Annotated in this window: 18 protein-coding genes and 1 pseudogene; 9 read left to right on the forward strand and 10 right to left on the reverse strand. The window is 59.7% G+C overall.

From position 1 onward, the window contains the following. Positions 1-195: 195 nt before the first annotated feature. From DXX3274_RS18535 to DXX3274_RS18545, 3 genes are all read right to left on the reverse strand, one after another. Positions 196-1023, reverse strand: a complete 828-nt coding sequence (locus DXX3274_RS18535; protein WP_042861035.1) for a DeoR/GlpR family DNA-binding transcription regulator — start codon at positions 1021-1023, stop codon at positions 196-198. Between the two features lie 226 nt (positions 1024-1249). Further along, positions 1250-2230, reverse strand: coding sequence for a D-threonate 4-phosphate dehydrogenase (locus DXX3274_RS18540; RefSeq protein ID WP_042861036.1), 981 nt, complete (start codon positions 2228-2230; stop codon positions 1250-1252). After that, positions 2223-3509, reverse strand: a complete 1287-nt coding sequence (locus tag DXX3274_RS18545) for a four-carbon acid sugar kinase family protein (protein ID WP_042861037.1) — start codon at positions 3507-3509, stop codon at positions 2223-2225. The genes DXX3274_RS18540 and DXX3274_RS18545 overlap by 8 nt, the downstream gene beginning before the upstream one ends. A 214-nt stretch (positions 3510-3723) precedes the next feature. On the opposite strand from DXX3274_RS18545, the gene DXX3274_RS18550 reads away from it, so the two are divergent. From DXX3274_RS18550 to DXX3274_RS18580, 7 genes are all read left to right on the forward strand, one after another. Next, positions 3724-4860 (forward strand): iron-containing alcohol dehydrogenase, encoded by a 1137-nt coding sequence (locus tag DXX3274_RS18550; protein ID WP_042862214.1) that lies wholly within the window; start codon positions 3724-3726, stop codon positions 4858-4860. Between the two features lie 107 nt (positions 4861-4967). Further along, on the forward strand, positions 4968-5852 hold the full coding sequence (locus tag DXX3274_RS18555) for a dihydrodipicolinate synthase family protein (RefSeq protein WP_042861038.1): 885 nt from the start codon (positions 4968-4970) through the stop codon (positions 5850-5852). 37 nt (positions 5853-5889) lie between these two features. After that, positions 5890-7311, forward strand: a complete 1422-nt coding sequence (locus tag DXX3274_RS18560; protein WP_038920201.1) for a sodium:solute symporter family protein — start codon at positions 5890-5892, stop codon at positions 7309-7311. Between the two features lie 6 nt (positions 7312-7317). Then, positions 7318-8493 carry an exo-alpha-sialidase gene (locus tag DXX3274_RS18565; protein ID WP_042861039.1) on the forward strand — a complete coding sequence of 392 codons (1176 nt, stop codon included), beginning with the start codon at positions 7318-7320 and terminating at the stop codon, positions 8491-8493. A gap of 140 nt (positions 8494-8633) precedes the next feature. Further along, positions 8634-9107, forward strand: coding sequence for a YhcH/YjgK/YiaL family protein (locus DXX3274_RS18570; RefSeq protein ID WP_038665800.1), 474 nt, complete (start codon positions 8634-8636; stop codon positions 9105-9107). A 6-nt stretch (positions 9108-9113) separates the two neighbouring features. Beyond that, entirely contained in the window at positions 9114-9797 is a 684-nt protein-coding gene (locus tag DXX3274_RS18575) for an SDR family NAD(P)-dependent oxidoreductase (protein ID WP_042861040.1), read from the forward strand. 119 nt (positions 9798-9916) lie between these two features. Continuing rightward, entirely contained in the window at positions 9917-10657 is a 741-nt protein-coding gene (locus tag DXX3274_RS18580) for a TerC family protein (protein ID WP_042861041.1), read from the forward strand. A gap of 45 nt (positions 10658-10702) precedes the next feature. Here the strand turns inward: DXX3274_RS18580 and yacL are convergent, their stop codons facing one another. The 4 genes from yacL to DXX3274_RS18600 all read right to left on the reverse strand — a co-directional run bounded on the left by yacL (position 10703) and on the right by DXX3274_RS18600 (position 17433). Continuing rightward, positions 10703-11065: a protein YacL gene (gene yacL, locus DXX3274_RS18585; protein ID WP_042861042.1), complete on the reverse strand. Its 363-nt coding sequence runs from the start codon at positions 11063-11065 to the stop codon at positions 10703-10705. Between the two features lie 101 nt (positions 11066-11166). Then, complete coding sequence (acnB, locus tag DXX3274_RS18590; protein WP_071603987.1) at positions 11167-13764, reverse strand: bifunctional aconitate hydratase 2/2-methylisocitrate dehydratase; 2598 nt, start codon at positions 13762-13764, stop codon at positions 11167-11169. Between the two features lie 359 nt (positions 13765-14123). Continuing rightward, complete coding sequence (locus tag DXX3274_RS18595; RefSeq protein WP_042861044.1) at positions 14124-14990, reverse strand: alpha/beta hydrolase; 867 nt, start codon at positions 14988-14990, stop codon at positions 14124-14126. A gap of 70 nt (positions 14991-15060) precedes the next feature. Continuing rightward, complete coding sequence (locus tag DXX3274_RS18600; RefSeq protein ID WP_042861045.1) at positions 15061-17433, reverse strand: TonB-dependent siderophore receptor; 2373 nt, start codon at positions 17431-17433, stop codon at positions 15061-15063. Positions 17434-17614: 181 nt separating this feature from the next. Here DXX3274_RS18600 and DXX3274_RS18605 point away from each other — a divergent pair, with 181 nt between their 5' ends. After that, entirely contained in the window at positions 17615-18601 is a 987-nt protein-coding gene (locus DXX3274_RS18605; RefSeq protein ID WP_042861046.1) for an AraC family transcriptional regulator, read from the forward strand. Positions 18602-18725: 124 nt separating this feature from the next. Continuing rightward, positions 18726-20103: pseudogene (locus tag DXX3274_RS18610) on the forward strand (MmgE/PrpD family protein). Between the two features lie 65 nt (positions 20104-20168). On the opposite strand, the gene DXX3274_RS18615 reads toward DXX3274_RS18610, so the two are convergent. The 3 genes from DXX3274_RS18615 to aceF form a co-directional block, all read right to left on the reverse strand. Then, entirely contained in the window at positions 20169-21338 is a 1170-nt protein-coding gene (locus DXX3274_RS18615; RefSeq protein WP_042861048.1) for a dienelactone hydrolase family protein, read from the reverse strand. 187 nt (positions 21339-21525) lie between these two features. Next, entirely contained in the window at positions 21526-22950 is a 1425-nt protein-coding gene (lpdA, locus tag DXX3274_RS18620; protein WP_042861049.1) for a dihydrolipoyl dehydrogenase, read from the reverse strand. 213 nt (positions 22951-23163) lie between these two features. Beyond that, positions 23164-25044 (reverse strand): pyruvate dehydrogenase complex dihydrolipoyllysine-residue acetyltransferase, encoded by a 1881-nt coding sequence (gene aceF, locus DXX3274_RS18625; protein WP_042861050.1) that lies wholly within the window; start codon positions 25042-25044, stop codon positions 23164-23166. Between the last annotated feature and the right edge of the window lies 1 nt (position 25045).

Here is a 25045-nt window from a genome sequence, read left to right on the forward strand (position 1 = left end):
ACCATCCTGACACACTATGGCGGCGGGACATATGCCGATTTCCGGCAACCAAAGTCGCCGCACGCATGAGCCGGTGGAAATCGAAACGGGACAGAGAGCGAAAGGAACAGAGAGTGAAGCGAAACGGAAAAGTGAAGAGAAATAGAGAGTAAAGAGAAAAGAAAGGGAAATAGAGAATAAAGGGAAGGCCGCCGGTCAGCGGCCCGCCACGTTCACCAGTTGCAGATTGAACGGCTGCGCCCGTAGCTGACGCTCCACCTCCGGCGGCAAATTGCTGTCGGTGATGATATCGGTCAGTTCAGACAACGGCGACACACAGAACAGCGAGTAGGCGCCGTATTTGCTGCTGTCCGCCAGCAGCACCCGGCGGCTGGCGTTCGTACCCAGATCCTGCTTGATGCCGGCTTTTTCCTCGGTGGGCGTGGTGATGCCTTTCTCCAGACTCCAGGAGTTGCAGCTGATAAAGGCGATGTCCGGATAGACGCTGCGCAGTAAACGGCGACCGTGCTCGCCGATACAGGACTGGCTGCTGTCGTCGATGCGCCCGCCGATGATCGTCACTTCGATCTGCTTGAACTCGGAGAGAAACAGCGCGATCTGCAAATCGGCGGTGATCACCCGCAGCGGTAGATGCGTTAAATTGCGCGCCAGCTCCAGCATGGTGGTGCCGGCATCCAGCACTACCGCGTTGCCGGGCTGCACCAGCGACGCCGCCTGCCGCGCAATGGCCTGTTTTTCCGACAGATTACGCTGCAGCTTTTCATTGGTGGTCGGCTGGGAAGGGATAAAGCGGTTGAGCGTCACCCCGCCGTGGCTACGGCTGATGACGCCCTGCTCGTCCAGTTTGATCAAATCGCGGCGAATCGTCGCCGGGGACGCATCAATGACCGTTACAAGTTCATCCACCGTCACCAGATTATGGCTTTTCAGATAGTCCAGAATCTGATCGAGACGGCTTTGTCCTTTCACTCGTTCTCCATTTACACGCAACGTATCAGTCAATGTGTGTGCCCCACGACGTATTCAAAAAAATCATACCCGTCATACTTCAAGTTGCAGATGCGTTGGCTGCGTTACTCGGTCCATTTCATGGACCTCGCCCCTTCGGGGCCGCTGCTCGCAGCGTTCAAATTGGCTTCGCCAATTTGTCACTCACCCCAGTCACTTACTCATGTAAGCGCCTGGGGATTCACTCGGTTGCCGCCTTTCTGCAACTCGAATTATTTAGGGTATATACTCTGCGATTCTATCAGGCCAGTTGCATCGCTAATTTGATAGAGATCGCCATGCTCTCAGACTTCGCTTTACCTGTCCAGGCGATATCAAACGCGGTGCCGTGGTCCGCGGAGGTGCGGATAAACGGCAGTCCGGCGGTGATATTCACGCCATCATAAAAGCCCAGCAGCTTGAGCGGAATGTGCCCCTGATCGTGGTACATCGCCACCACCATGTCGTATTGCCCCTCGTACGCCTGCAGGTAGACGGTATCCGGCGGGCACGGGCCGTAGGCGTCGATGCCTTTGGCTTTCATCGCCTCGATGGACGGGCCGACGATCTTGATCTCTTCGTCGCCGAACAGGCCGTTCTCGCCCGCGTGCGGGTTCACCCCGGCCACGGCGATGCGCGGCGTCTGGTAGCCGACACGTTTCAGGAAGGTGTCCGCCATCGCAATCACGGTTTCCACCCGCTCACGATTAAGCGTATCCAGGAATTTGCGCAGCGCAATATGGGTAGTAACGTGGATCACCTTCAGTTTGTCGGTGTACAGCACCATCGCGTAGTCGCGACTGTTGGTCAGCTTCGCCAGCAGCTCGGTGTGTCCCGGATAAAGGTGCCCGGCGGAGTGCAGCGCTTCCTTATTCAACGGCGCGGTGGCAATGGCATGTACCTCGCCCGCCATCGCCAGTTCGGTGGCGCGCTTCACGCAGCGATACGCCAGATCGCCGGCCTGCGCCTGCACCACCCCTTTTTTCAGGCCCTGCGGATCGGCCAGCGGTTCGTTGATCACGTTGACAACGCCGGGAGCGAAACGCGCATCGGCAGGACGCTCGATCTCATTGAGTTCCACCTGCGGCACAACGCCTAACGCCAGAATGCGGCGCAGCGTCTGCACGCAGCCCACCACCACCGCCGGCGCGCCGGACAGTTCACCTTCGGCCAACGATTTGATGATGATTTCCGGGCCGATGCCCGCCGGGTCACCCATAGTTACCGCAATAATTTTACTCACACGCGCTCTCCTCAATAAATCGCAAAACATGTAGCAGGGTGGCCTCATCGCCAAACCCGCCCGCTTTCGTCATCACGGGAATATCGCCTACCAGACTGTCCAGCAGACGTCCCCAGGGTACGCAGGATGCAATCTGTCCATTGATACGGAATCCGCTGGCCTGCAATGCGGTCGCCGCGGCAATGGCGATATCCCCGCCGGATAAATAGAGCCCGCCCGGCCGCTGACGCTGCACAATGTGCCGCGTCAGCTCGCCCAGCCGGCGACTGATCGTGTCTCCCAGTTGCTGACGGCTCATGCCGTAGCGCTGGCACAGACGGTCCACCTCAAATCGCTGGTTATCGTCGTGACAGGTACGAATCACGCAGTGGCGGCCCGCCGCCAGCACCGCCGCCGCCTGCCGGCACGTTTGCGCCAGCGTGTCGTCGTCGCTCGCCAGCAATCCGGCGATATCCAGGTCAATCAATGTGACGTCCGGCCGCTGGCTGACCGCCTTAATCTGCAATTGAGCGATTTCACTCATCGAACCAATCACCGCCAGCAACGCGCGGCAGGGCGCCGGAAACGCCAGATGTTGCGCCAACGCCTCGCTCAACCCGGCGGAGCCGACCAGCAGCGGTTTTTCCGCCAGCTGTGCCGCCGCGTCAATAATCCGGTCGAGGTCCTGTTGATGTTCGGCGTCCAGCACCACCAGCCGTGTCCCGCTGTGCTGCAACTGTTGCAGGCGCGCCGCCAGATCGCCGCCGCGAATCTCGTTCAGAGACAGCGCCGCCTGCGCCAGGCCGGTCTGTTCCGCCAGCCGCTCGCCGATTGACGCCGAACGCACCGGCGTTTTCGGGTCACTGGCGAACTCGGTGTCGGTCAGCAACTTACCGTGCACCCATACCTGCCCGTCACGGGTGATGCGGCCCAGCGCCGGCGCCGCAGGCGCTATCAGCGCCAGCGACAGATCGGCGGCGTTCAGCGCGGCTTCGATTTCCGCGCCCGGGTTGCCGCGCAGCGTGGAGTCCACCTTTTTAATAATCCAGCCGCGCGCGCCGCTCTTGCGCCACATTCCCACCGCCTGCGCGGTGCGTTCCGCCGCCAGCGAAGCCGCGACCGCACGGCTGTCGGTGTTGACCACCAGCGCGTCATCCGGCTGCCCGGCACGGATCGCCGCGGCGTCAAACATCACATTCACCCGCGCGCCCTGCAGCGCCAGTCCGACGCCCGCATCGTTGGCGCCGGTGAAGTCATCCGCCACCACCAATATCCGGGTGAGTTCACGCCCGTCCGGCATAGCCGTTCTCCGTCAGTTCGATTACCTGAAAATGATTATATTGAATCACGTTTGATTATATGTGAGCAACATCAAATTATTCAAAACCAATTTAACCTATAAATTATCCACACAATGCGAGCAAAACGATTTTTTTCTGTCACATAACGGAAATATGATTGAAAAAAATCAGACTTATCCAGCTGAAGTCACAGCGAAAAGACAAGGTACCAGTATGAATATCAACAGCACCCTCATCAGCGGTTATCAGGCACTTCAGGATCTGGGCTACCTCCTGCGCGGCAGGCAGCACGTGCTGCTGGTGACGGACAAGAATATCGTGGGGCTGGCCGGGGTACAGGCCCTGATAGCACAGCTGAAAGCAGGCGTGCCGCAACTTTCCCTGATTGATAATGTGCCGGCCGAACCCAGCCAGCATGATGTGGCGGCCGTGCTGCAACAGTTGCCGACCACCCAGCCGGACCTGGTGGTCGGCGTGGGCGGCGGCAGCGTACTGGACGTGGCGAAACTGCTGTCGCTGCTGTGCGCCGGTGAAGAGGGCATCACGCTCGACAGTCTGCTGGAAGGCCGCAAGCCGACCCGCCGCACCACTTCCCTGTTGATCCCGACCACCGCCGGCACCGGCTCTGAAGCCACGCCGAACGCCATTCTGGCGATCCCGGAGAAAGAAACCAAAGTCGGTATCATCACCCCGGTAATGCTGCCGGATTACGTGGCGCTGGTGCCGGAACTGACCACCAGCATGCCGGCGCATATCGCCGCGTCTACCGGCATTGATGCGCTGTGCCACCTGATCGAATGCTTCACCGCCACCATCGCCAACCCGGTAGCGGACAACTATGCGCTGATCGGCATGAAGAAACTGTTCGCCAACATCGAAACCGCGGTGAACGAGCCGGACAATCTGGAAGCCCGCCTGAATATGCTGTGGGCCTCTTACTATGGCGGCGCCTCCATCGCGCATTCCGGCACCCATCTGGTGCACGCCATGTCTTACCCGCTGGGCGGCAAGTACCACATCCCGCACGGCGTGGCGAACGCCATCCTGCTGGCGCCCTGCATGCGCTTTGTTCAGCACGCGGCGGCGGAAAAATTCGCACAGGCCTACGACCTGCTGCCGGATGCCGACCTGTCGCTGACCACCGAACAAAAAGCCCAGGCGCTGGTGGATTACTTCACCGCACTGGTGAAACGGCTGAACCTGCCGTCTTCGCTGCAACAACTGGGGATCAGCCCGGATCACCTGCCGTATCTGGTGGAATCCGCACTGCAGGTGCAACGGCTGATGAAAAACGTCCCGACCGCCGTTACGGCGCAAGACGTCCACGCCATTTATTCAACGCTGTTTTAACCGTGAGTTTTAACGATTTGTTTTAACTAATTGTTTTAACTGATTGTTTTAACTACGTGTTTTAACAACGTCGCTCTGGATGATGAAGATAACGAGGAACAATAACGATGACTAGACCGATTACAGGCGTACTGACGGCGATCGTCACGCCTTTTGACCATCAGGGGGAATTCAGCCCCGCCGCCATGCGCCAACAGGTTCAACGCCAGATGCGCTACGGCAACGGCATTTTCTGTAACGGCACCAACGGTGAGTTCTTTGTGTTGCACACCGACGAGAAAGTAGCCGTCACCGAAACCTGCGTCGATGAAGTCGCCGGCAAGGTGCCGGTGGTAGCGCACATCGGCGAAATTTCCACCCGCGAAACCATCAAGCTCGGCAAACGTATCGCCGCGCTGGGCGTGGATGCGGTGTCGGTGATCACTCCTTACTTCGTACCGCTCAAACAAAGCGAGCTGATCGCCCACTACCGTGAAGTGGCGGACGCGCTGCCGGTGCCGGTATTCCTGTACAACATTCCGGCTCGCACCGGCAACACCCTGCAACCGGAAACGGTGCGGATTCTGGCCGAGCATCCCAACATCATCGGCATCAAGGACAGCGCCGGCAGCTACGAAAGCCTGAGCGGCTTCTTGCAGGCGGTGAAAGACATGCCGAACTGCGACGTGCTCAACGGGCCGGACTCGCTGATCCATCAGGGCTTTGTCGACGGCTGTTCCGCCTGTATTTCCGGCCTCGCCAACGTGGCGCCGGAAGCCATCAGCCAGATCTGGCATCGCTTCCACGCCGGCGACATCGAAGGTTCCCGCCAGGCGCAGGAGCAGGTGAGCGAACTGCGTAAAACGCTGTACGCCGTGGCGTTCTCGCCGGCCGTGGTGAAGAAAGCGCTGACGTTGATGGGACAGGATGTGGGCGTCAGCCGCTACCCGATTCAGTTCTCACAACAAGACGAAGACACCATTCGCACCATTATCAAACCGTTCTCGCACTGAATGAGAACTTACCCTTACTCCTACAGGATCGAAAACCATGAACCATTTTGATCTGACAGACACACTTATCATCGTCGGGATAATTGTCGTCTACATCGCCCTTACATCCTTGCTGACCCTGCGGCTGCGCAGTAACTCCAACTCGGAGTTCATGGAAGGCTCGCGCGCGCTGCCGGCGTTTATCGTCGGCGTGCTGCTGATGACCGAGTTTATCGGCGCCAAATCTACGGTCGGCACCTCGCAGGCAGCCTTTGAAAGCGGCATCGCCGCTTCGTGGTCGGTGATCGGCGCCGCCATCGGCTTCCTGCTGTTCGGGATGATTCTGGTGAAAAAGATCTATAACACCGGGAAAATCACTATTTCTGGCGCTATCGCCGAACGTTATGGCAATACCACCAAGAACATCATCTCCATCATCATGATCTACGCGCTGTTGCTGGTAAACGTGGGTAACTACGTCAGCGGCGCCGCCGCCATCTCCACCGTGCTGAAAGTGAGCCTGCCGGTAGCGGCGCTGATTACCGCCATCGTCAGTACCTTCTACTTCTACTTCGGCGGCATCAAGGGCGTGGCGTACGTGACGCTGATCCACAGCGGCCTGAAGTACGTCGGGGTGATGATCATCCTGTACGTAGCGCTGAAAATGACCGGCGGCATCACGCCGATGGTCGAGAAGATGCCGGAATTCTACTGGACCTGGGACGGCAACATCGGCGCCAGCACCATCGGTGCGTGGCTCATCGGCACCATCGGCTCCATTTTCTGTACCCAGTTCGTGATTCAGGCTATCGCCTCCACCAAGGATGAGAAATCCGCCAAGCGCGCGACCTGGATTGCGTTCCTGTTCTGTATGCCGATCGCGCTGGCGATTGCCATTATCGGCGTTGCCGCCAAGTTCGTGCACCCGGAAATCAAGAGCCTGTACGCCCTGCCGATCTTCCTGCAGGATATGAACCCGTGGCTGGCCGGCGTGGTGACCACTTCGCTGGTGGCGTCGATCTTCATCAGCGTGAGTACCGTCGCACTGGCGATCGCCTCGCTGATCGTGAAAGATTTCTACGTGCCTTACTGCAAACCGACGCCGGAAAAAGAGTTCAAGATGACCCGCGTGTTCTCGCTGATCATCGGTTTCCTGCCGCTGGTGTTCGTGCTGCTGGTGCCGGAAGTGCTGAAGCTGTCGTTCTTCACCCGCGCCATTCGTCTGTCGATTTCCGTGGTGGCGATGGTCGCTTTCTACCTGCCGTTCTTTAGCAGCTCCCGCGGCGTCAACACCGGCCTGATCCTGTCCTGCGTGGTTACCTCCATCTGGTACATCATGGGTAACCCGTTCGGCATCGACAATATGTACATTGCACTGTTGACCCCGGCGGTGGTGATGGCGATCGACCGTCTGATCCCCAACAAGGCGGCCAAGGCCAAACAGCAAAGCGAACCCTCCGTACCTCATTCTGGAGCATAAATAGTCATGACGACCGAAACCATTACCATCGAACGCAGCGGCCTGGTTCACCCGGCAGACAACGACAGCCAGCGCATCGACGCCTACATCCCGTCGGAGCGTCCGCAGAATCACGCCGCCAACCTGCTGCACCTGCCTAACGGCGATGTGCTGTGCGTCTGGTTCGGCGGCACCCAGGAAGGGGTGTCGGACATCTCGATTTACCAGTCAAGGCTGGTAAAAGACAGCGGGCAATGGACGCCCGCGGTCAAACTCTCCGACGACCCGGCCCGTTCCGAACAAAACCCGGTGCTGTTCCTGGCGCCGGACGGCGTGCTGTGGTTGCTGTACACCGCGCAGAAATCCGGTAATCAGGACACCGCCATCGTGCGTTACCGCCAGTCGCTGGATCAGGGTTACACCTGGGGCGACATCGGCACACTGCTGGAACAACCCGGCACCTTCATCCGCCAGCCGATTACCGTGCTGCCCAACGGCGACTGGCTGCTGCCGGTGTTCTACTGCCGCACCCAGCCGGGCGAGAAATGGGTCGGCAACGACGACATCAGCGCGGTGAAAATCTCCAGCGATCAGGGTAAAACCTGGCGTGAATCGGTGGTGCCGAACAGCACCGGCTGCGTACACATGAACATTACCCCGCTCAAGGACGGTTCTCTGCTGGCGCTGTTCCGCAGCCGCTGGGCTGATTTCATCTACCGCAGCCACTCCACCGACGGCGGCGCCACCTGGTCCGAACCGGTGCCGACCGTTCTGCCCAACAACAACTCGTCCATTCAGGTGACGACGCTGGACAACGGCCATCTGGCGCTGGTGTTCAACGCCATGAGCGCCGACGGCGCCACCGAACGCCGCCTGTCGCTGTATGACGAAATCGAGGACGAAGAAGAAAACGACGCCAAAATGCCGGAAATCTCGTCCGGGCGCAGCGCCTTCTGGGGTGCGCCGCGCGCGCCGATGACGCTGGCTATCTCCGAAGACGGCGGCAAAACCTGGCCGTGGCAGCGCAATCTGGAAGTGGGCGACGGTTACTGCATGACCAACAACTCGACCGAGAAACTTAACCGCGAGTTCTCCTACCCCAGCATCAAGCAAGGGCCGGACGGCAAGCTGCACATCGCCTTTACCTACTTCCGGCAGGCCATCAAGTACGTCTGCGTTAGCGAAGAGTGGGTCAAAGGTTAATACCTCGCTCGCCCTCCCCCGACCAGGGGGAGGGACCACACAGGTTTCCCACTCGCCGACGCACGGCGCCGCCCGGTGGGCTGTCACATCCATTGCCTTCAGGGAGGCTATCTCCGCCTCCTTCAGTTAAGGAGCCATCCATGATCGCAGGCAATCTGAATCATCTGCCGCTGGCAACGTTACCCGAGCCGCTGTGGCGCATCCTTTCCGGTTTCACGCTCGACCAGTTGAACGCCCTGCCGGAAGGCAAGTACCAGCCGGACAATGTCGACTGGTTCTACTCCATCGGTACCGTCTCCACCGCCCCGAAAGCCGAACGCCATACCGAATTCCACCGCCGTTATCTCGATATTCAGTTGATTCTCGCCGGTGAAGAGATCATCGGCTACGACCTGAATGACGCCGGCGATCGCGCCGCGACCGAGCGCAAACCGGACCTGTTCATACTGGAACAGCCGCAGGTGCCGCACGCCATCCGGCTGGCCGCCGGGGATTTCGTCACCTTCTATCCGGGTGAACCGCATCAGGCGCTGTGCGCTATTGACGATCAGCCGGCTCCGGTGAAAAAAGCGGTGTTCAAGGTGCCGGTCGAATTACTGAACGCACAGGGGTAACGCCGTATGTCAGGACCAAAACAGGTGGTGATCACCGGCAGCAGTTCCGGTATCGGCGCCGCCATTACCGCTACCCTGCTGGCGGCGGGCTGGAAGGTTGTCGGGCTATCGCGTCAGCCGGGCGCGCACCAGCATCCGAACTTCACCCATCACCCGCTGGATATCACCGATACGCCGGCGCTTATCGCGTTGCTGGACAGTCTGCCCGCCGTCGATGCGGTGATTCACGCCGCCGGGGTGATGAAAGCCGCCACGCTGGGCACACTGTCGTATGCCGACAGCGAGCAACTGTGGAAGCTGCATATTCAGGTGGCCGAAGTGCTGGCCGACCGGCTGGTGGACAAACTGCCGCAAGGCGGCCGCATCGTACTGCTGGGCAGCCGTACATCCAGCGGCGCCGCCGGTCGCAGCCAGTATGTCGCCACCAAGTCGGCGATGATCGGCATGGTGAGAAGCTGGGCGGCGGAACTGGCGCCGCGCGGCATCACCGTCAATATCGTCGCGCCGGGCGCCACCGAAACGCCGATGCTGAATCAGCCAGGACGGCAAAGCTCGCCGCCAAAGCTGCCGCCGATCGGCCGGTTTATCCAGCCGCAGGAGGTGGCGGATCTGGTGGCGTATCTGCTGTCGCCTTCCGCGGCGGCCATCACCGGGCAACAACTGGTGATTTGCGGCGGCGCCTCGTTATAGCCGCACGCGTCACGCATTTATAGTTACGCACCGCCACAGTTAACCCAGATATCTGACGGGGGTATAATCAGCCTGACTTCGACGCCGCCACCGCGCCGCCCGGAAAAAGGAGTACCCCCATGTTGATGTGGCTGGCCGATCCCAACGCCTGGCTGACCTTGTTCACCCTGACGTTGCTGGAAATTATCCTTGGTATCGACAACATTATTTTTCTGTCCCTGGTCGTCGCCCGACTGCCGCACGCTCAGCAATCCCGCGCCCGTTTTACCGGGCTGGCGGGCGCGATGCTGATGCGCCTGTCGCTGCTGGCCTCGATAGCCTGGCTGATGCACCTCACCGACCCGCTGTTTACCATCGCCGATCGCGCATTTTCCGCCCGCGACCTGATCCTGCTGACCGGCGGTTTGTTCCTGATCGTCAAATCCAGTGGCGAGATTCGCGCCACGCTGGCGGGGGAAGAAGAGGCACAACGCCGTAGCCGCACCCCCGCGTTCTGGGGCGCGATCGTGCAGATCATGCTACTGGATATCATCTTTAGTCTGGATTCGGTGATCACCGCGGTCGGGCTGTCGCAGCACCTGCTGATCATGATGCTGGCGGTGGTGCTGGGCGTCGTGATCATGATGCTGGCGGCGCGCACCATCGGCGAATTCATCGATGCGCACCCGTCGGTCAAAATGCTGGCGCTGGCGTTTCTGATTCTGGTGGGCGGCACCCTGATGCTGGACAGCCTGCAAATCCATGTGCCAAAAGGCTATGTCTACTTCGCCATGTTCTTTACCATCGGCGTGGAGATACTCAATCTGGCGCGCCGGCACAAGCACCATCCAGCGCTGGAAACACGCCTCAGCGAGCAATAATCCGTATTCCTGCGGCTTCGTTTACCTGACCCGGTGGCACCCGGGTCAGGACTTGTCCACAAACGTCCGGTATTTCTCCAGCAGCTCAAGAAAGTCTTCCAGCCCGCACAGAGACAGGCTTTCTTCATCGTAATAACTCATGCCTTCTTCCAGCTCGTCGGTTTCAAACGCCAGCTGATTGGCACGCACCATCACTTCCTCGCTGTCCAGCAACAGCGTGTATTCGTGGCCGGGGCGCTCCCACTGGCGCTCGCTGCCAGCCAGCTCACGAACCGCGGCTTCCACTTCATCCAGCACGGCCTGCTGGCCCTTAACCTCTTCATTCAGCCAGTGCCCTACCGCTTCATGGCCCATCGACATCCGAACCACGACCTGCCCGGTCACATCACGCAAAAACTCATAGTCCATGATCGTTCTCCTCTGCCTGATTCGCCACCGCGCGCCACTACAGTAAAAAAAGGGAGACCTCTCGGCCTCCCTTCCTGTTAATTGCTGCGAACTATAGCGGTTTACACGGCGGTCTGGAAGATCACCTTGTCCGCTTTGTTGGTGTACTGCTGCAACTGGTCAAAGTTCAGATAGCGGTAAGTGTCGTCCGCGGTCTTGTCCACCTGCGCCATGTACTGCTGGTATTCCTCCGGCGTCGGCAGACGCCCCAGCAGCGACGCCACCGCCGCCAGTTCGGCTGACGCCAGATACACATTCGCGCCCGCGCCCAGCCGGTTCGGGAAGTTACGGGTCGACGTCGACACCACCGTCGCGCCATCCGCCACCCGCGCCTGGTTGCCCATGCACAGCGAACAGCCGGGGATTTCGACCCGCGCGCCGCTCTTGCCGAATACGCTGTAGTAGCCTTCTTCGGTCAGTTGCGCCGCGTCCATACGGGTCGGCGGCGCCACCCACAGCCGGGTCGGCAGCTGCCCTTTGTGCTGATCCAGCAGTTTGCCGGCGGCTCGGAAGTGACCGATGTTGGTCATGCACGAGCCGATGAACACTTCATCAATCTTGTCGCCCTGCACAGCGGACAGCAGACGCGCATCGTCCGGATCGTTCGGCGCGCACAGGATCGGCTCTTTGATATCCGCCAGATCGATGTCGATCACCGCGGCGTATTCCGCATCGGCGTCGGCTTCCAGCAACTGCGGGTCCGCCAGCCATTTTTCCATGCCCTGCACCCGACGCTCCAGCGTACGGCGATCGCCGTAGCCTTCGGCAATCATCCACTTGAGCAGAATGATGTTGGAGTTCAGATACTCGACGATCGGCGCCTGGTTGAGCTTGATGGTACAGCCCGCCGCGGAACGCTCCGCCGAGGCGTCGGTCAGTTCGAACGCCTGCTCCACCTTCAGGTCCGGCAAGCCTTCGATTTCCAGAATGCGGCCGGAGAAGATGTTTTTCTTGCCCTTTTTCTCCACCGTCAGCAGACCCTGCTTGATCGCGTAGTACGGGATCGCGTGCACCAGATCGCGCAGCGTGATGCCCGGCTGCATCTTCCCCTTGAAACGCACCAGCACCGATTCCGGCATATCCAGCGGCATCACGCCGGTGGCGGCGGCAAACGCCACCAGACCGGAGCCGGCCGGGAAGGAAATCCCGATCGGGAAACGGGTGTGGGAGTCGCCGCCGGTGCCCACCGTATCCGGCAACAGCATGCGGTTCAGCCAGGAGTGGATCACGCCGTCGCCCGGACGCAGCGACACGCCGCCGCGGTTCATGATGAAATCCGGCAGGGTGTGGTGGGTGTTGACGTCGACCGGCTTCGGATAGGCGGCGGTATGGCAGAAGGACTGCATCACCAGATCGGCGGAGAAGCCCAGACAGGCCAGGTCTTTCAGCTCGTCGCGGGTCATCGGGCCGGTGGTGTCCTGCGAGCCGACCGAGGTCATCTTCGGCTCGCAATAAGCGCCGGGACGAATGCCGGCGACGCCGCAGGCGCGGCCGACCATCTTCTGCGCCAGCGAGAAGCCGCGGCTGCTCGGCGCCACGTCTTTGGCGTGACGGAACACGTCGCTGTGCGGCAGGCCCAGCGACTCGCGCGCTTTGGACGTCAGACCGCGGCCGATAATCAGCGGAATACGGCCGCCCGCGCGCACTTCATCCAGCAGCACGTCGGTTTTCAGTTCGAAGCTGGCCAGCAGTTCGTTGCTGTCGTGGTGACGCACTTCCCCCTGATACGGGTAGATATCAATCACGTCGCCCATGTTCAGCCTGGCGACATCCACCTCGATCGGCAGCGCGCCGGCGTCTTCCATGGTGTTGAAGAAAATCGGCGCGATCTTGCCGCCCAGCACCACGCCGCCCGCGCGTTTGTTCGGCACGTTCGGGATATCGTCGCCCATGAACCACAGCACCGAGTTGGTGGCGGATTTACGGGACGAGCCGGTGCCGACCACGTCGCCGACGTAGGCCAGCGGGAACCCTTTCCGGTTCAGCGCCTCGATTTGTTTGATCGGGCCGACCACGCCGGGCTGATCCGGCTCGATGCCTTCGCGGGCGTTTTTCAGCATCGCCAGCGCGTGCAGCGGAATGTCCGGACGCGACCAGGCGTCCTGCGCCGGGGACAGATCATCGGTGTTGGTTTCGCCGGTCACCTTGAACACGGTGACGGTAATCTTGTCCGCCAGTTTCGGGCGGGACAGGAACCACTCGGCGTCGGCCCAGGATTTGACCACCTGCCGGGCGTGGGCATTGCCGGCGTTGGCTTTTTCTTCCACGTCGTAGAAATTGTCGAACATCAGCAGGGTGTGAGATAACGCGTTGGCGGCGACCGGGGCCAGAGCGGGATTATCCAGCGCTTCAATCAGCGGCTGAATGTTGTAGCCGCCTTGCATGGTGCCCAGCAGCTCGGTGGCTTTTTCCGGGGTAATGAGCGGAGAAACGGTCTCGCCTTTGGTGATGGCAGCCAGGAAACCGGCTTTGACGTAGGCCGCCTCATCAACGCCCGGCGGAACACGATTGACTAACAGATCGACTAAAAACTCTTCTTCTCCGGCGGGGGGGGTTTTCAACAATTCCACCAGTGCCGCCATTTGCGAAGCCTCTAGCGGTTTGGGTACGGTCCCTTGTGCAGCCCGCTCGGCTACGTGCTTGCGATAATCTTCTAGCACGACGTTCTCCTCGCTCTCATTGTCTAATTATGCCCGGCGCTCAGTTCCAGCTTTAGGCTGATTATCAGCGTGTGGATAAGTAAGGTCAGAGTGCCCGGTCCAGCCCGTTGAGCATATCAGAGTTTGAATCGATTGTTAATTCGTTTACATAAAGGCAACATTTTATAAATACGGTGCCCTTTCAGAGGTATTACTGCGTTCAGAAGCATAAATCCGGGCGTCCTGACTTCAGGCCAGCATAGCAGTTAGCGGCAAAATCAACCACCGGTTACCCCGCAGAAACGACAAGGAGAATAAAGAAAAACGCGCGAGTGTCGCTGGTGCCGGACGCGTTATCGCACGTCCGGCGGTTGACGTCGTTACGACGACTGGAAGTGATGGCGCAAAGCGTGCAGCAGGGCCGGAAACGACGCCGACATATGGGACTGTTCGGCGTAAACATGCAGCGAAACCGCCAGCAACGGCGTCTTCAGGCGCAGCTGCGTCGCCAGTTCCCGAATGCCATCCACCATCCGCCGCTGGCCGCGGTGCTGGCGCAGCCAGCGTTGCCGCTCGTCAGGCAGCCGCTGCTCCCACGCTTCCAGCGATTGCTCGTATTCTCCCACCGACAGCGCCAGACTCACCGGCGTATTCAACGGCTGCGCATCTACGTGCTCGACAAACACGTGCGCGACAAACGCTTCGGCCTGCCGGGACAGATAGCCGCCGTTCCACCACACCGACGGGCTGGAGGCATAAAAATGCTGAAAACTGTCCGGCTGTTCAAGCAACGTATCCACCGTGAATAACCCGCCGTAGGAGTGGCCGAACAGCGCCTGGCGCTGGCTGTCGATGTCGTAGCGTTGATGGATGAACGGTTTGAGCTCCTCCAGTAAAAAACGGCGAAAGCCGGCGGCATCCCCTTGCTCACCGGGGGGACGGAGCCCGCCCGCCGGGTCAGGTTCCGGAATCAGCCGCTCCACCGCCGGGCGGTAGTCCCGGTCGCGTCGGGTCGGGCCGTCGTAATCCACCGCCACAATAACGCCCGGCGTCATGCCGCAACGCGGCTCGCGCATCGCCGCCAGCAGCGATACCGCCGTGGCAAAGTAGCGCTCGCCGTCCAGCAGGTATATCACCGGCCAGCCCCGTTCGGGCGCCGGGCCGTCCGGCCAGGCGGTCAACAGGCGGTAGTGCCCGCACGCCGCCGACGCAAACGTCTCGACCCGGGTGTTGGACAACTGGTACATATCGACATTCTCACTGAATTAGTTACGGCATCGGCCGGCGTCAACGCGCCGGCCGTGTCACCGCTTATTGTCAGAAGTGGGTGTTGATGCTCATGTAGAAGGTTCTGCCAGACTCATTGTAGGTCGCCGCCCCGGCGCCGGCGATGTTAATCACGCTGCAACTGCCGTCGGACGCCACGGTACAACCGGCAGAGGCGTTGCCGCGGCGGAACTGGCGTTTGTCGAACAGGTTGCTCACCCCGCCGGTCACGCTGACGTTCTTGGTGATGGCGTAGGTCGCGCTGGTTCCCACTACCGCATACGGACTGAGTTCGTTCAGTTCGTCACCCGAGGCGGCAAGGCCGCGATAGTTGTATTTCTTCGGTTTCTGGCGACCATACCAGGTCAACGTCGACTGCAACGACAGATCGTCCGTCGCCTGCCAGCTCAACGAGGAGTTCAGCGTGAACTCCGGCGTCACCGACAGAATATCGCCGGTGCTCTTGTTCTTCGAACGCAGCATCCAGGTGATGTTGTTGTTCCACTTGATGTTTTCCGATACCGGCACGTTCAGGGTGCCTTCCAGCCCCTCGACCACCGCGCGGGGAATGTTCTCCCAGCGGTAGACATTGGTTTTGCCGTTGGTAGTGGTGCCCACCGGCGTCAGCCCAGATTCAATCTTGTTGCGGTAATCGTTGCGGAAATACGTCACCCCGGCCTGATAGCCGTTGCGTTTGAACTCGATACCGATCTCTTTGTTGACGCTGGTTTCCGCCTTCAGTTCCTCGTTACCGATCAGATAGCAGTTATTGCTGGCGCCGTTGATCAGATAGCAGCCCTGCCCGCGGCTGTAGAGCAGATAGTTAGGGTTTACCTGATACAGGTTGGGCGCTTTGTAAGCCTGCGCGATACCCATTTTCAGGGTGAAATCATCGCCCAACCCCTGCGACAGGTTCAGACCAGGGCTGACCTTGCTGCCCGCCAGCGAGTGGTAATCAAAACGCAGCGCCGGAGTCAGCATGGTGCTTTGGGTCAGTTCGACGTTATCTTCGGCGAACAGCGCGAAGGTATGGGCCTTGATATCGCCGCTGCGGTTACTGCTGCCATAACCCGCAATCGTGCCGGTGGAGGACATGTCATACGAGGTGGAGCCGGGGTCCGTCATTCGTTGATCCGACGCTTCAATACCCAGGGTAGCAGTCTGGCTGAAGTACGCCTCAAACGGGATATTCACCTCGCTATGGGCGGTCAGGGTGCCCAGCTTGACGGTGGTGTAGTCGTCGGGGGAAGAGAAAATCCCCTCGGTGCCGCCCGCCAGCCCTTCGCTGATGCGGGTGTTATGGGTACGCTCGTATTGCAGATAAGACGTGGAGCTGACGCCGTTGTCCCAGAAGCCGCGATGCGTCACGGCATAGGTCTGCCGGTACATGCGGTTGGTTTCTTTGCCGTAATTGCTGGCGACATAGCTGTTGGTGTTGGTGTTTTGGGTATCGCCGGCATAGATATTGCCCTGACGGCTGGAACCGGCTTCAAACTCCAGCGACTGCTGTTTGGTGATATCCCAGCGCAGTACGCCGTTGATATCTTTGTTGCGCACCCCTTCGCGGCCGGACGGCACCGAATTGGCGTAACTGCCGGTTCGCGCCGATTTATAAGGCTCGTTGATGTCGGCGGCGTCCGCCTGCGTTTTGTTGAGGTTGCCGTACAACCGCAGGCTCAGATTGTCGCTCAGTCCGCCGGACAGGCTGAAATCGGTGCGTTTGGTGGCGCCTTCCGCTTTATGCACCGGCGCATTGAAATAGGTATTCCAGCTACCGTGCCACTCCTGGCCCGGTTGTTTGGTGATGATGTTGATCACCCCGCCCATCGCGCCGGAACCGTAGCGCGCCGCCGCCGGGCCGCGCAGCACTTCAATGCGCTCCACCATGTCGGACGGCACCCAGTTGGTATCGCCGCGGCTATCGCGCTCGCCGCGCCAGCCGTAGCGCACGGCATTGCGGCTGGAAATCGGCTTGCCGTCCACCAGAATCAGGGTATTCTCCGGCCCCATGCCGCGGATATCGATCTGGCGGTTGTTGCCGCGCTGCCCGCTGGTGGAGTTGCCGGTCAGGTTGACCCCAGGTTGGGTGCGGATAATGTCGGACAGATCGTTGGCAGGAGGATGTTTAGCGATATCCTCGGCGGTAATCACCGATACCCCCGGCGCCTGACGCGTCTGCTCCGCCGCCGTCACGACCATCGTATCGTTTTGCGTCTGACCGGCATCGCCGGCCGATGTGGTACTGGCTGATGCCGTATTGGCCGCGGTTTTATTGGTCGCTGTTGTCGCGGTGGTTGCTGTTGTCGCAGAGGTTACTGTTGTCGCAGAGGTTACTGTGTCTGCCGCCCAGTTCAGGCTCGGGAAAGTCGCGCAACCTAACCCGATCAGCGTCGCCAGATAATGGCGTGGTCGTAGTGTTATCATCAAAGTCGCCCTGTATAAATTAAAGTCAGCAGCCAAAGGTGCTACTGAGAAGTATTTGCATTATCATGCAGGCGCGATCATTGTTACATGTGTTGTTCGGGAAGGGGTTTGCATAAACCGCAAATTGCTTTGCGAAAGCGGCAAAATGGCCTGAAATAACCAGACAGAGCAAGGGGAAATCATGCGTAATCATGTTCCGTCATCAGCATCCATTTATAAGAACCAGATTATGCAGATGTCCAGCCTGGTCTCCAACCATTACCGTTTCCTCGGCCCTCAGGTGATCGATGAAACGCCGCTGCTGTTCGGCCATTTCAACGTCACGCCGCTGCATCGCGATTTGATTCTGCACACCGCCGACGTGATCAACCTACATAGCATGCAAACCCAGACCACGCTGAACGGCGCGCTGAAGCTGGCGGTTGTCGTGAACGGCAACGCGCATATCAGCTATGGCGAACGGCGGCTGCATTTGGGCGAACGCCAGCCAGCCTCGCTGGTTTCGCTGACCGAACCCACGCTATTTAGCCGCTACGGCAAGCGTGACGACTATGAGCGCACCGTTTCTCTGACCTTTAGCCGGGAATGGCTGTACGGCAACCTGATGGACAGCGTCGACGACTGGCAAGCCATCTATGATTTCACGCAGACTCACCTGGCCACTCATCGCTGGATGCCGTCGCGTCAGGCGCTGGCCGCCGCCTGGCAGATCCTTAACGCCGGCGACTGTCGGACGCCGCTGCAACGCCTGTATCTGGAAACCCAGTGCATGACGCTGATTATCGAAGCGTTCAGTTCGCTCACCGAGCAAGCGTCGATGAATAAACAGATGTCGGGACTGCCGCTGCGCCACCACCAACGGATGCAGCAGGTGAAAGAGATGCTGGAAAGCGGCGAGGCCGATCATCTTGCCATCGCCGATATCGCCAAAAGCGTCAATATGAGCGAAAGCTCGCTACAGCGTTATTTCCGCCAGTCCTTTGACATGACGGTGTTTGAATACCTGCGCAACTGCCGCCTGCAGCGCGCGGTACTGGCGATGCAGCGGGAAGGCGTCGGCATCGCCCAGGCCGCCAGCCTTGCCGGTTACACCAGCCCTGCCAATTTCGCCACCGCCCTGCGGCGCGTCTACGGACTGACGCCGGGGCAGTTGAAACATCGCGTTTAAGCATGCCCGGTGGGCCGCCCAAACCACCCGAAAATGAAAAAATCACTATGCTTCGCGCGTCATTCGCGGCATTGTCTGTGATCATGTTCACCGCTAAATAACACGTACCGATACCGATATCGCCATGTCCGCCCATTCCAGCATCACCACCCAACTGGCGCGCCTGATCGTCGCCACCCAGCCGGATACCGCCGTCATCGACCTCGCCCGCGACGGGGTGACGGATTTTATCGCCTGCGCGCTGCCGGTCTGGCATGGCGCGGTCGCAGACAGCGGGCTCGCGCCGTTGAAATCGGTCTATCACGGCTACGACAGCCAGACCCGCAGCCTGTTGCTGGGCTACGCCGGTCACGCGCTGGATTTTGACGATTTCCATTCCGGCTTTCGCGGCCACCCCGGCACGGTTATCCTGCCAGCCCTGCTGGCGCTGGCTGGCGAGCAGCCGGCAATCACGGAAGAACGGTTTCTCGTTGCCTATGTCATTGGCGTAGAAACCGCCGGTCGACTGGGGCTGGCCGCCGGCCCGCGCCATTACAGCCAGGGCTATCACAACACCGCTACGCTGGGCGCCATCGCCGCAGCCGCGGCGATTTGTCGCCTGACAGGCGCCACGCCCGACCAGACCGCCAATGCGCTGGGGCTGGCCGCTTCACAAGCCGCCGGGTTGCGGGCGCAGTTCGGCTCCGCCATGAAACCGCTGCACGCCGGGCTGGCGGCGCGGGCCGGGTTAAGCGCCGCCCAACTTGCATTGGCCGGGTTCCACGGCAACCACGATACCGTGCTGGAGGCTTTCCTCGCGGCTCATGGCGACGGTCAGCATCACAGCGACGCGTTGATAACCGATTGGGGCAAACCGTGGCGCCTGGTTGCTCCCGGGCTGACCTTCAAGCGTTACCCTACCTGCGGCGGCACCCACAGCGCGGCGGAAGCGGCATTTATCCTGCGGGAACAATACCTGCAAGAACAGGGGTTGCAGGCACAAGGATTGCAAAAACAAGGACTGCAACGCCCCGGACAACCCTCTAGACGACGTGTCCGCCGCCGTTGATCGCATCACGGTGACGTTCCCGCCGGGCGGCGACGCCGCGCCGTTTATCCGGCAGGCCGCTACCGGCGTCGAAGGACGATTCAGCCTCGAATACGTGATCGCCGCCGCGCTATTGGAAGGCGAGCTGCGGTTGGATCGTTTTACCGAAGGCCCGGTCGATCCCCGCATTGCCGCGCTGGCTGACAAGGTATCGCGTCAGGCAGACCCCAACGCCCCGCCGGATGAGCAGAATCCCGACGCCCGTTTTCATGACGTCAGTCTGTGGTTGCAAGACGGCTCGCGTCTCAACGCCAGAGTCACCTGGCGGCAAACCGCGGCCGTAAAAACCGATGTCGCCGCCAAACTGCGTCAGACGCTGAGCCTGCTGCCGCAGTTGCCGGCCGACAACGTGCTCCAGCATTGTCAGTTGCGTGCGCCCGGCTCACTGGCGGCGCTGGTTCGGCTGCTGTCATAACAGCCGCCGGCAAGCCGCCGCGATACCATCAGGCTAGCGCGCCGCGCTTCCCGCCGAACCTCCCGTCAGCGGGGCGATACCAGCCAGCGATCCAGCCACCGGAACACCGCTTCCTGCTGCTCCTGATAGAACACATGGCCCAATTCGGGCCAGATACGGGTTTCCAGCCGCTCGTCGGCATGTTGCGACCGCCACACCTGATGCATGCGATCGTACGCCGCCTGCACCGCCTGCTGCGGGAACAAGGTGTCTTTGCCGCCGTTGAAGAACAACATCGGCCGCGGTGCGGCAATACTGGCGACATCCGGGAAATCAAGCCGGGCCGGCAGCCCCGGATGCAGCATGTAGAAAGAAGACTGACCGCGCAGCACGTTATTGCCCGGCACCATCAATCCGTCATAGGTGCCAATCCAGGAAATAGCCGCCGTCGCGGCGGCCTTATCCGACAATGCCGCCAGTTGCCAGGCGCGGTAAGCGCCCATAGAGAACCCCACCACCCCGACCCGCTTCGGGTCGACCGAGCGCAGCGAAGCCAGAAAATCCAGCGAACGCATGTCTTCATACGCCAGCGTGCCCGCCAGCGAGCGCCCCAGATTGAAGAAATTACTGGCCAGCGCCTGCTGTTGTTCATACTTGAGCGGCCCGCGATCGCCCCACCCCAGCGCATCCACCGCCAGCACTACATAGCCCCGCTTCGCCAGTTCATCGCCGACAAACCGACCGGTGAAGTAACGGTCAGCCCAGGCAATGGCGGAGGCTAAACGCGTATCGTCGCCCCACGGCCGGATCATTTTTTCCTTGCCGATATCGAATTTCGCGCCGTGGTCATGCAGTAGCAACACCGCCGGATGCGGCCCCGGCGTTTTCGGCGTCAGCAGCAACCCCGGCACCCGGCTTTCATCGGTAAGGTTGAAGGCAACCTTCTGCGCCACATAGGTGTCGCGATCCTGACTGTCGACGACCTGCGGTTCAAAAGCGCGGTGGGAATCCGGCGTCAGCAGCAGCGAGCGCACCACCTGACGGGCATGTTGCCGCCATTCGCCGAAATGCGCATAACGCCCGGACTGCCACGAGTCAGGATAGGTCAGTTGCTGTTTCAGTTGCGGGTAGAACGTGGGCAACGCGTCGTCCGTTACCGACGCCGTTGTATAGGAATGATCATTTGCCATAAGCGGGGTGCTCGCCAGACAGCACATCAGAACACAGAGGGTACGACGTAATCCGCGTCTTTTCATTATTATTCTCCAAAAATAAAACATCGTTTCTTTTCGGTGATTTGGATTGTAAATGAAGCAGATAACTCTGGCAGGAAGAGATCGGAATTCTGGGAGGCAGGTAAAAAAAATCCGGCAACACGTGCCGGATAGACATTGAAATGGCAAGAAGCATCGCGTCCCGCCGCTATCGCGACGGGGAAACGGATTATTTCTTCTTCGCTTTCGGGTTCGGCAGGTCGGTAATGCTACCTTCGAACACTTCAGCGGCCAGACCCACGGATTCGTGCAGGGTCGGGTGAGCATGGATCGTCAGTGCGATATCTTCCGCATCGCAACCCATCTCGATCGCCAGGCCGATTTCACCCAGCAGCTCGCCGCCGTTGGTGCCGACAATCGCGCCACCGATCACACGGTGCGTTTCTTTATCGAAAATCAGCTTGGTCATACCGTCGGAGCAATCAGAGGCAATCGCACGGCCGGACGCCGCCCACGGGAATACCGCGGTTTCATAGCTGATGCCTTTTTCCTTCGCTTCTTTCTCGGTCAGACCGACCCAAGCCACTTCCGGCTCGGTGTAAGCGATGGACGGGATCACCTTCGGATCGAAGTAGTGTTTCTTGCCCGCGATGACTTCAGCCGCCACGTGGCCTTCGTGCACGCCTTTGTGCGCCAGCATCGGCTGACCGACGATGTCGCCGATAGCATAGATGTGCGGCACGTTGGTGCGCATCTGCTTGTCGACACGGATGAAGCCGCGATCGTCAACTTCCACGCCAGCCTGACCGGCATCCAGCAGTTTGCCGTTCGGTACGCGGCCGATAGCCACCAGCACCGCGTCATAACGCTGAGGTTCAGCCGGCGCTTTCTTGCCTTCCATCGACACGTAGATACCGTCTTCTTTGGCTTCTACCGCGGTCACTTTGGTTTCCAGCATCAGGTTGAATTTCTTGCTGATGCGTTTGGTGAAGACTTTGACGATGTCTTTGTCGGCAGCCGGAATCACCTGATCGAACATTTCAACCACGTCGATCTGAGAGCCCAGCGCATGATACACGGTGCCCATTTCCAGACCGATGATACCGCCGCCCATTACCAGCAGACGTCCGGGAACGCTCTTCAACTCCAGCGCATCGGTGGAATCCCATACGCGCGCGTCGTCATGCGGAATGAACGGCAACTGAATCGGACGAGAACCGGCCGCGATGATAGCGTTGTCGAAGTTCACCGTGGTGCTGCCGCTTTCGCCTTCCACCACCAGGGTGTTCGGGCCGGTGAATTTACCAAAACCGTTGACCACTTTGACCTTACGGCCTTTAGCCATACCAGACAGACCGCCGGTCAGCTGATTGATGACTTTTTCTTTCCAGGTACGAATCTTATCGATATCGGTTTGCGGTTCGCCAAACACGATGCCGTGCTCAGCCAGCGCTTTGGCTTCTTCGATAACTTTCGCAACGTGCAGCAGTGCTTTGGAAGGGATACAGCCTACGTTCAGACATACGCCGCCCAGCGTGGAGTAGCGCTCGACCAGCACGGTGTCCAGACCCAAGTCTGCACAACGGAACGCCGCGGAGTAACCTGCGGGGCCCGCGCCAAGTACCACCACCTGAGCTTTAATTTCAGTACTCATCATGACCTCTTAATTAATTTCCGGCGGGTCTGTGACGTCATTATTGTGAGTCTTAACGCCCTCTTCCACCGGGACGTGTCTTTGCCGCGGTAGTTTACAAAATCGTTAACAATTTTGAAACAACAAGCGACTAACGATTTGTCCTTAATCACTGATAGCTGTAACAAATAACAGCTTATCAGAAAAAAGCCGGCCGTCAGGCCGGCTTTTCGATTACATCACCAGACGGCGGATGTCAGACAACGTATTGTTGATGATGGTAATGAAGCGCGCACCATCAGCACCGTCAATGACACGGTGGTCGAAGGACAGAGAGATCGGCATCATCAGACGCGGAGTGAACTCTTTACCATTCCAGACCGGTTCCATCGCGGACTTGGACACACCCAGGATAGCCACTTCCGGCGCGTTAACGATCGGCGCGAAGTGAGTGGTACCGAGGCCGCCGATGCTGGAGATGGTGAAGCATCCGCCCTGCATTTCGCCTGCGGTCAGCTTACCGTCACGGGCTTTCTTGGAGATAACCGTCAGTTCACGAGACAGCTCGACGATGCCTTTCTTGTTCACGTCTTTGAACACCGGAACCACCAGACCATTCGGGGTATCAACCGCCACACCGATGTTGATGTATTTCTTCAGCGTCAGACGTTGGGCATCTTCAGACAGCGAACTGTTGAAACGCGGCATCTGCTCAAGCGCAGCGGCAACGGCTTTCATGATGAACACAACCGGCGTGAACTTCACGTCCAGTTTGCGCTTCTCAGCTTCTGCGTTCTGCTGTTTGCGGAACGCTTCCAGATCGGTGATGTCGGTTTTGTCGAAGTGCGTAACGTGCGGGATCATGACCCAGTTACGGCTCAGGTTCGCGCCAGAAATCTTCTGGATACGGCCCAGTTCCACTTCTTCGACTTCGCCAAACTTGCTGAAATCGACTTTCGGCCACGGCAACAGACCCGGCAGAGAACCACCGGTAGCGCCAGCCGCCGGTGCGGACTCAGCACGTTTCACTGCGTCTTTCACGTAAGCCTGAACGTCTTCGCGCAGGATACGACCTTTACGGCCGGTACCTTTGACTTTCGCCAGATTGACGCCGAACTCACGCGCCAGACGACGGATAACCGGAGTAGCGTGAATGTAAGCGTCGTTCTCGGCGAATTCGCCTTTGCTGTCGGCTTTCGCAGCAGCAGGAGCGGCGGTCGGCGCGCTGGCAGCCGGTGCCGGCGCGGCAGCGACCGGAGCAGCGGCAGCCGGGGCGGCGCCTTCTACTTCGAACACCATGATCAGCGTACCGGTTTTCACCTTGCTGCCGGTGCTGACCTTGATTTCTTTGACGGTGCCCGCGAACGGCGCCGGCACTTCCATGGAAGCCTTGTCGCCTTCCACGGTGATCAGCGACTGCTCGGCAGCCACTTTATCGCCGACTTTCACCATCACTTCGGTCACTTCGACTTCATCGCCGCCGATATCCGGCACGTTGACGTCTTTAGCGCCGCTGCTCACTGCCGGAGCAGCAGCCGGGGCACTGGCAGCCGAAGCCGGGGCTGCGGCAGGCGCAGCGCCAGCCACCTCAAACACCATGATCAGCGAACCGGTTTTCACCTTGTCGCCGGTCTTGATGCGAATTTCTTTCACCGTACCGGCGAACGGCGCCGGGACTTCCATTGAGGCTTTATCGCCTTCAACGGTGATCAGCGACTGTTCTGCCGCCACGGTGTCGCCGACTTTTACCATCACGTCGGTCACTTCAACTTCGTCACCGCCGATGTCCGGCACTTCGACTTCTTTGGCAGCGCTGGCAGCGGCCGGAACCGCGGCAGGAGCTGGTGCAGCAGCAGCCGGAGCCGGTGCGGCAGCCGCCGCACCTTCTGCTTCAAAGACCATGATCAGTTTGCCGGTTGCGACCTTGTCGCCCACCGCCACTTTAATCTCTTTAACCACACCGGCTTGCGGTGAGGGCACTTCCATGGACGCTTTGTCGCCTTCAACAGTGATCAGCGACTGCTCGGCTTCCACTTTGTCACCCACTTTGACCAGCACTTCGGTGACTTCAACTTCATCTGCACCGATATCCGGTACGTTGATTTCGATAGCCATT

Source organism: Dickeya sp. NCPPB 3274 (genome assembly GCF_000406205.1).
Taxonomy (GTDB): domain Bacteria; phylum Pseudomonadota; class Gammaproteobacteria; order Enterobacterales; family Enterobacteriaceae; genus Dickeya; species Dickeya fangzhongdai.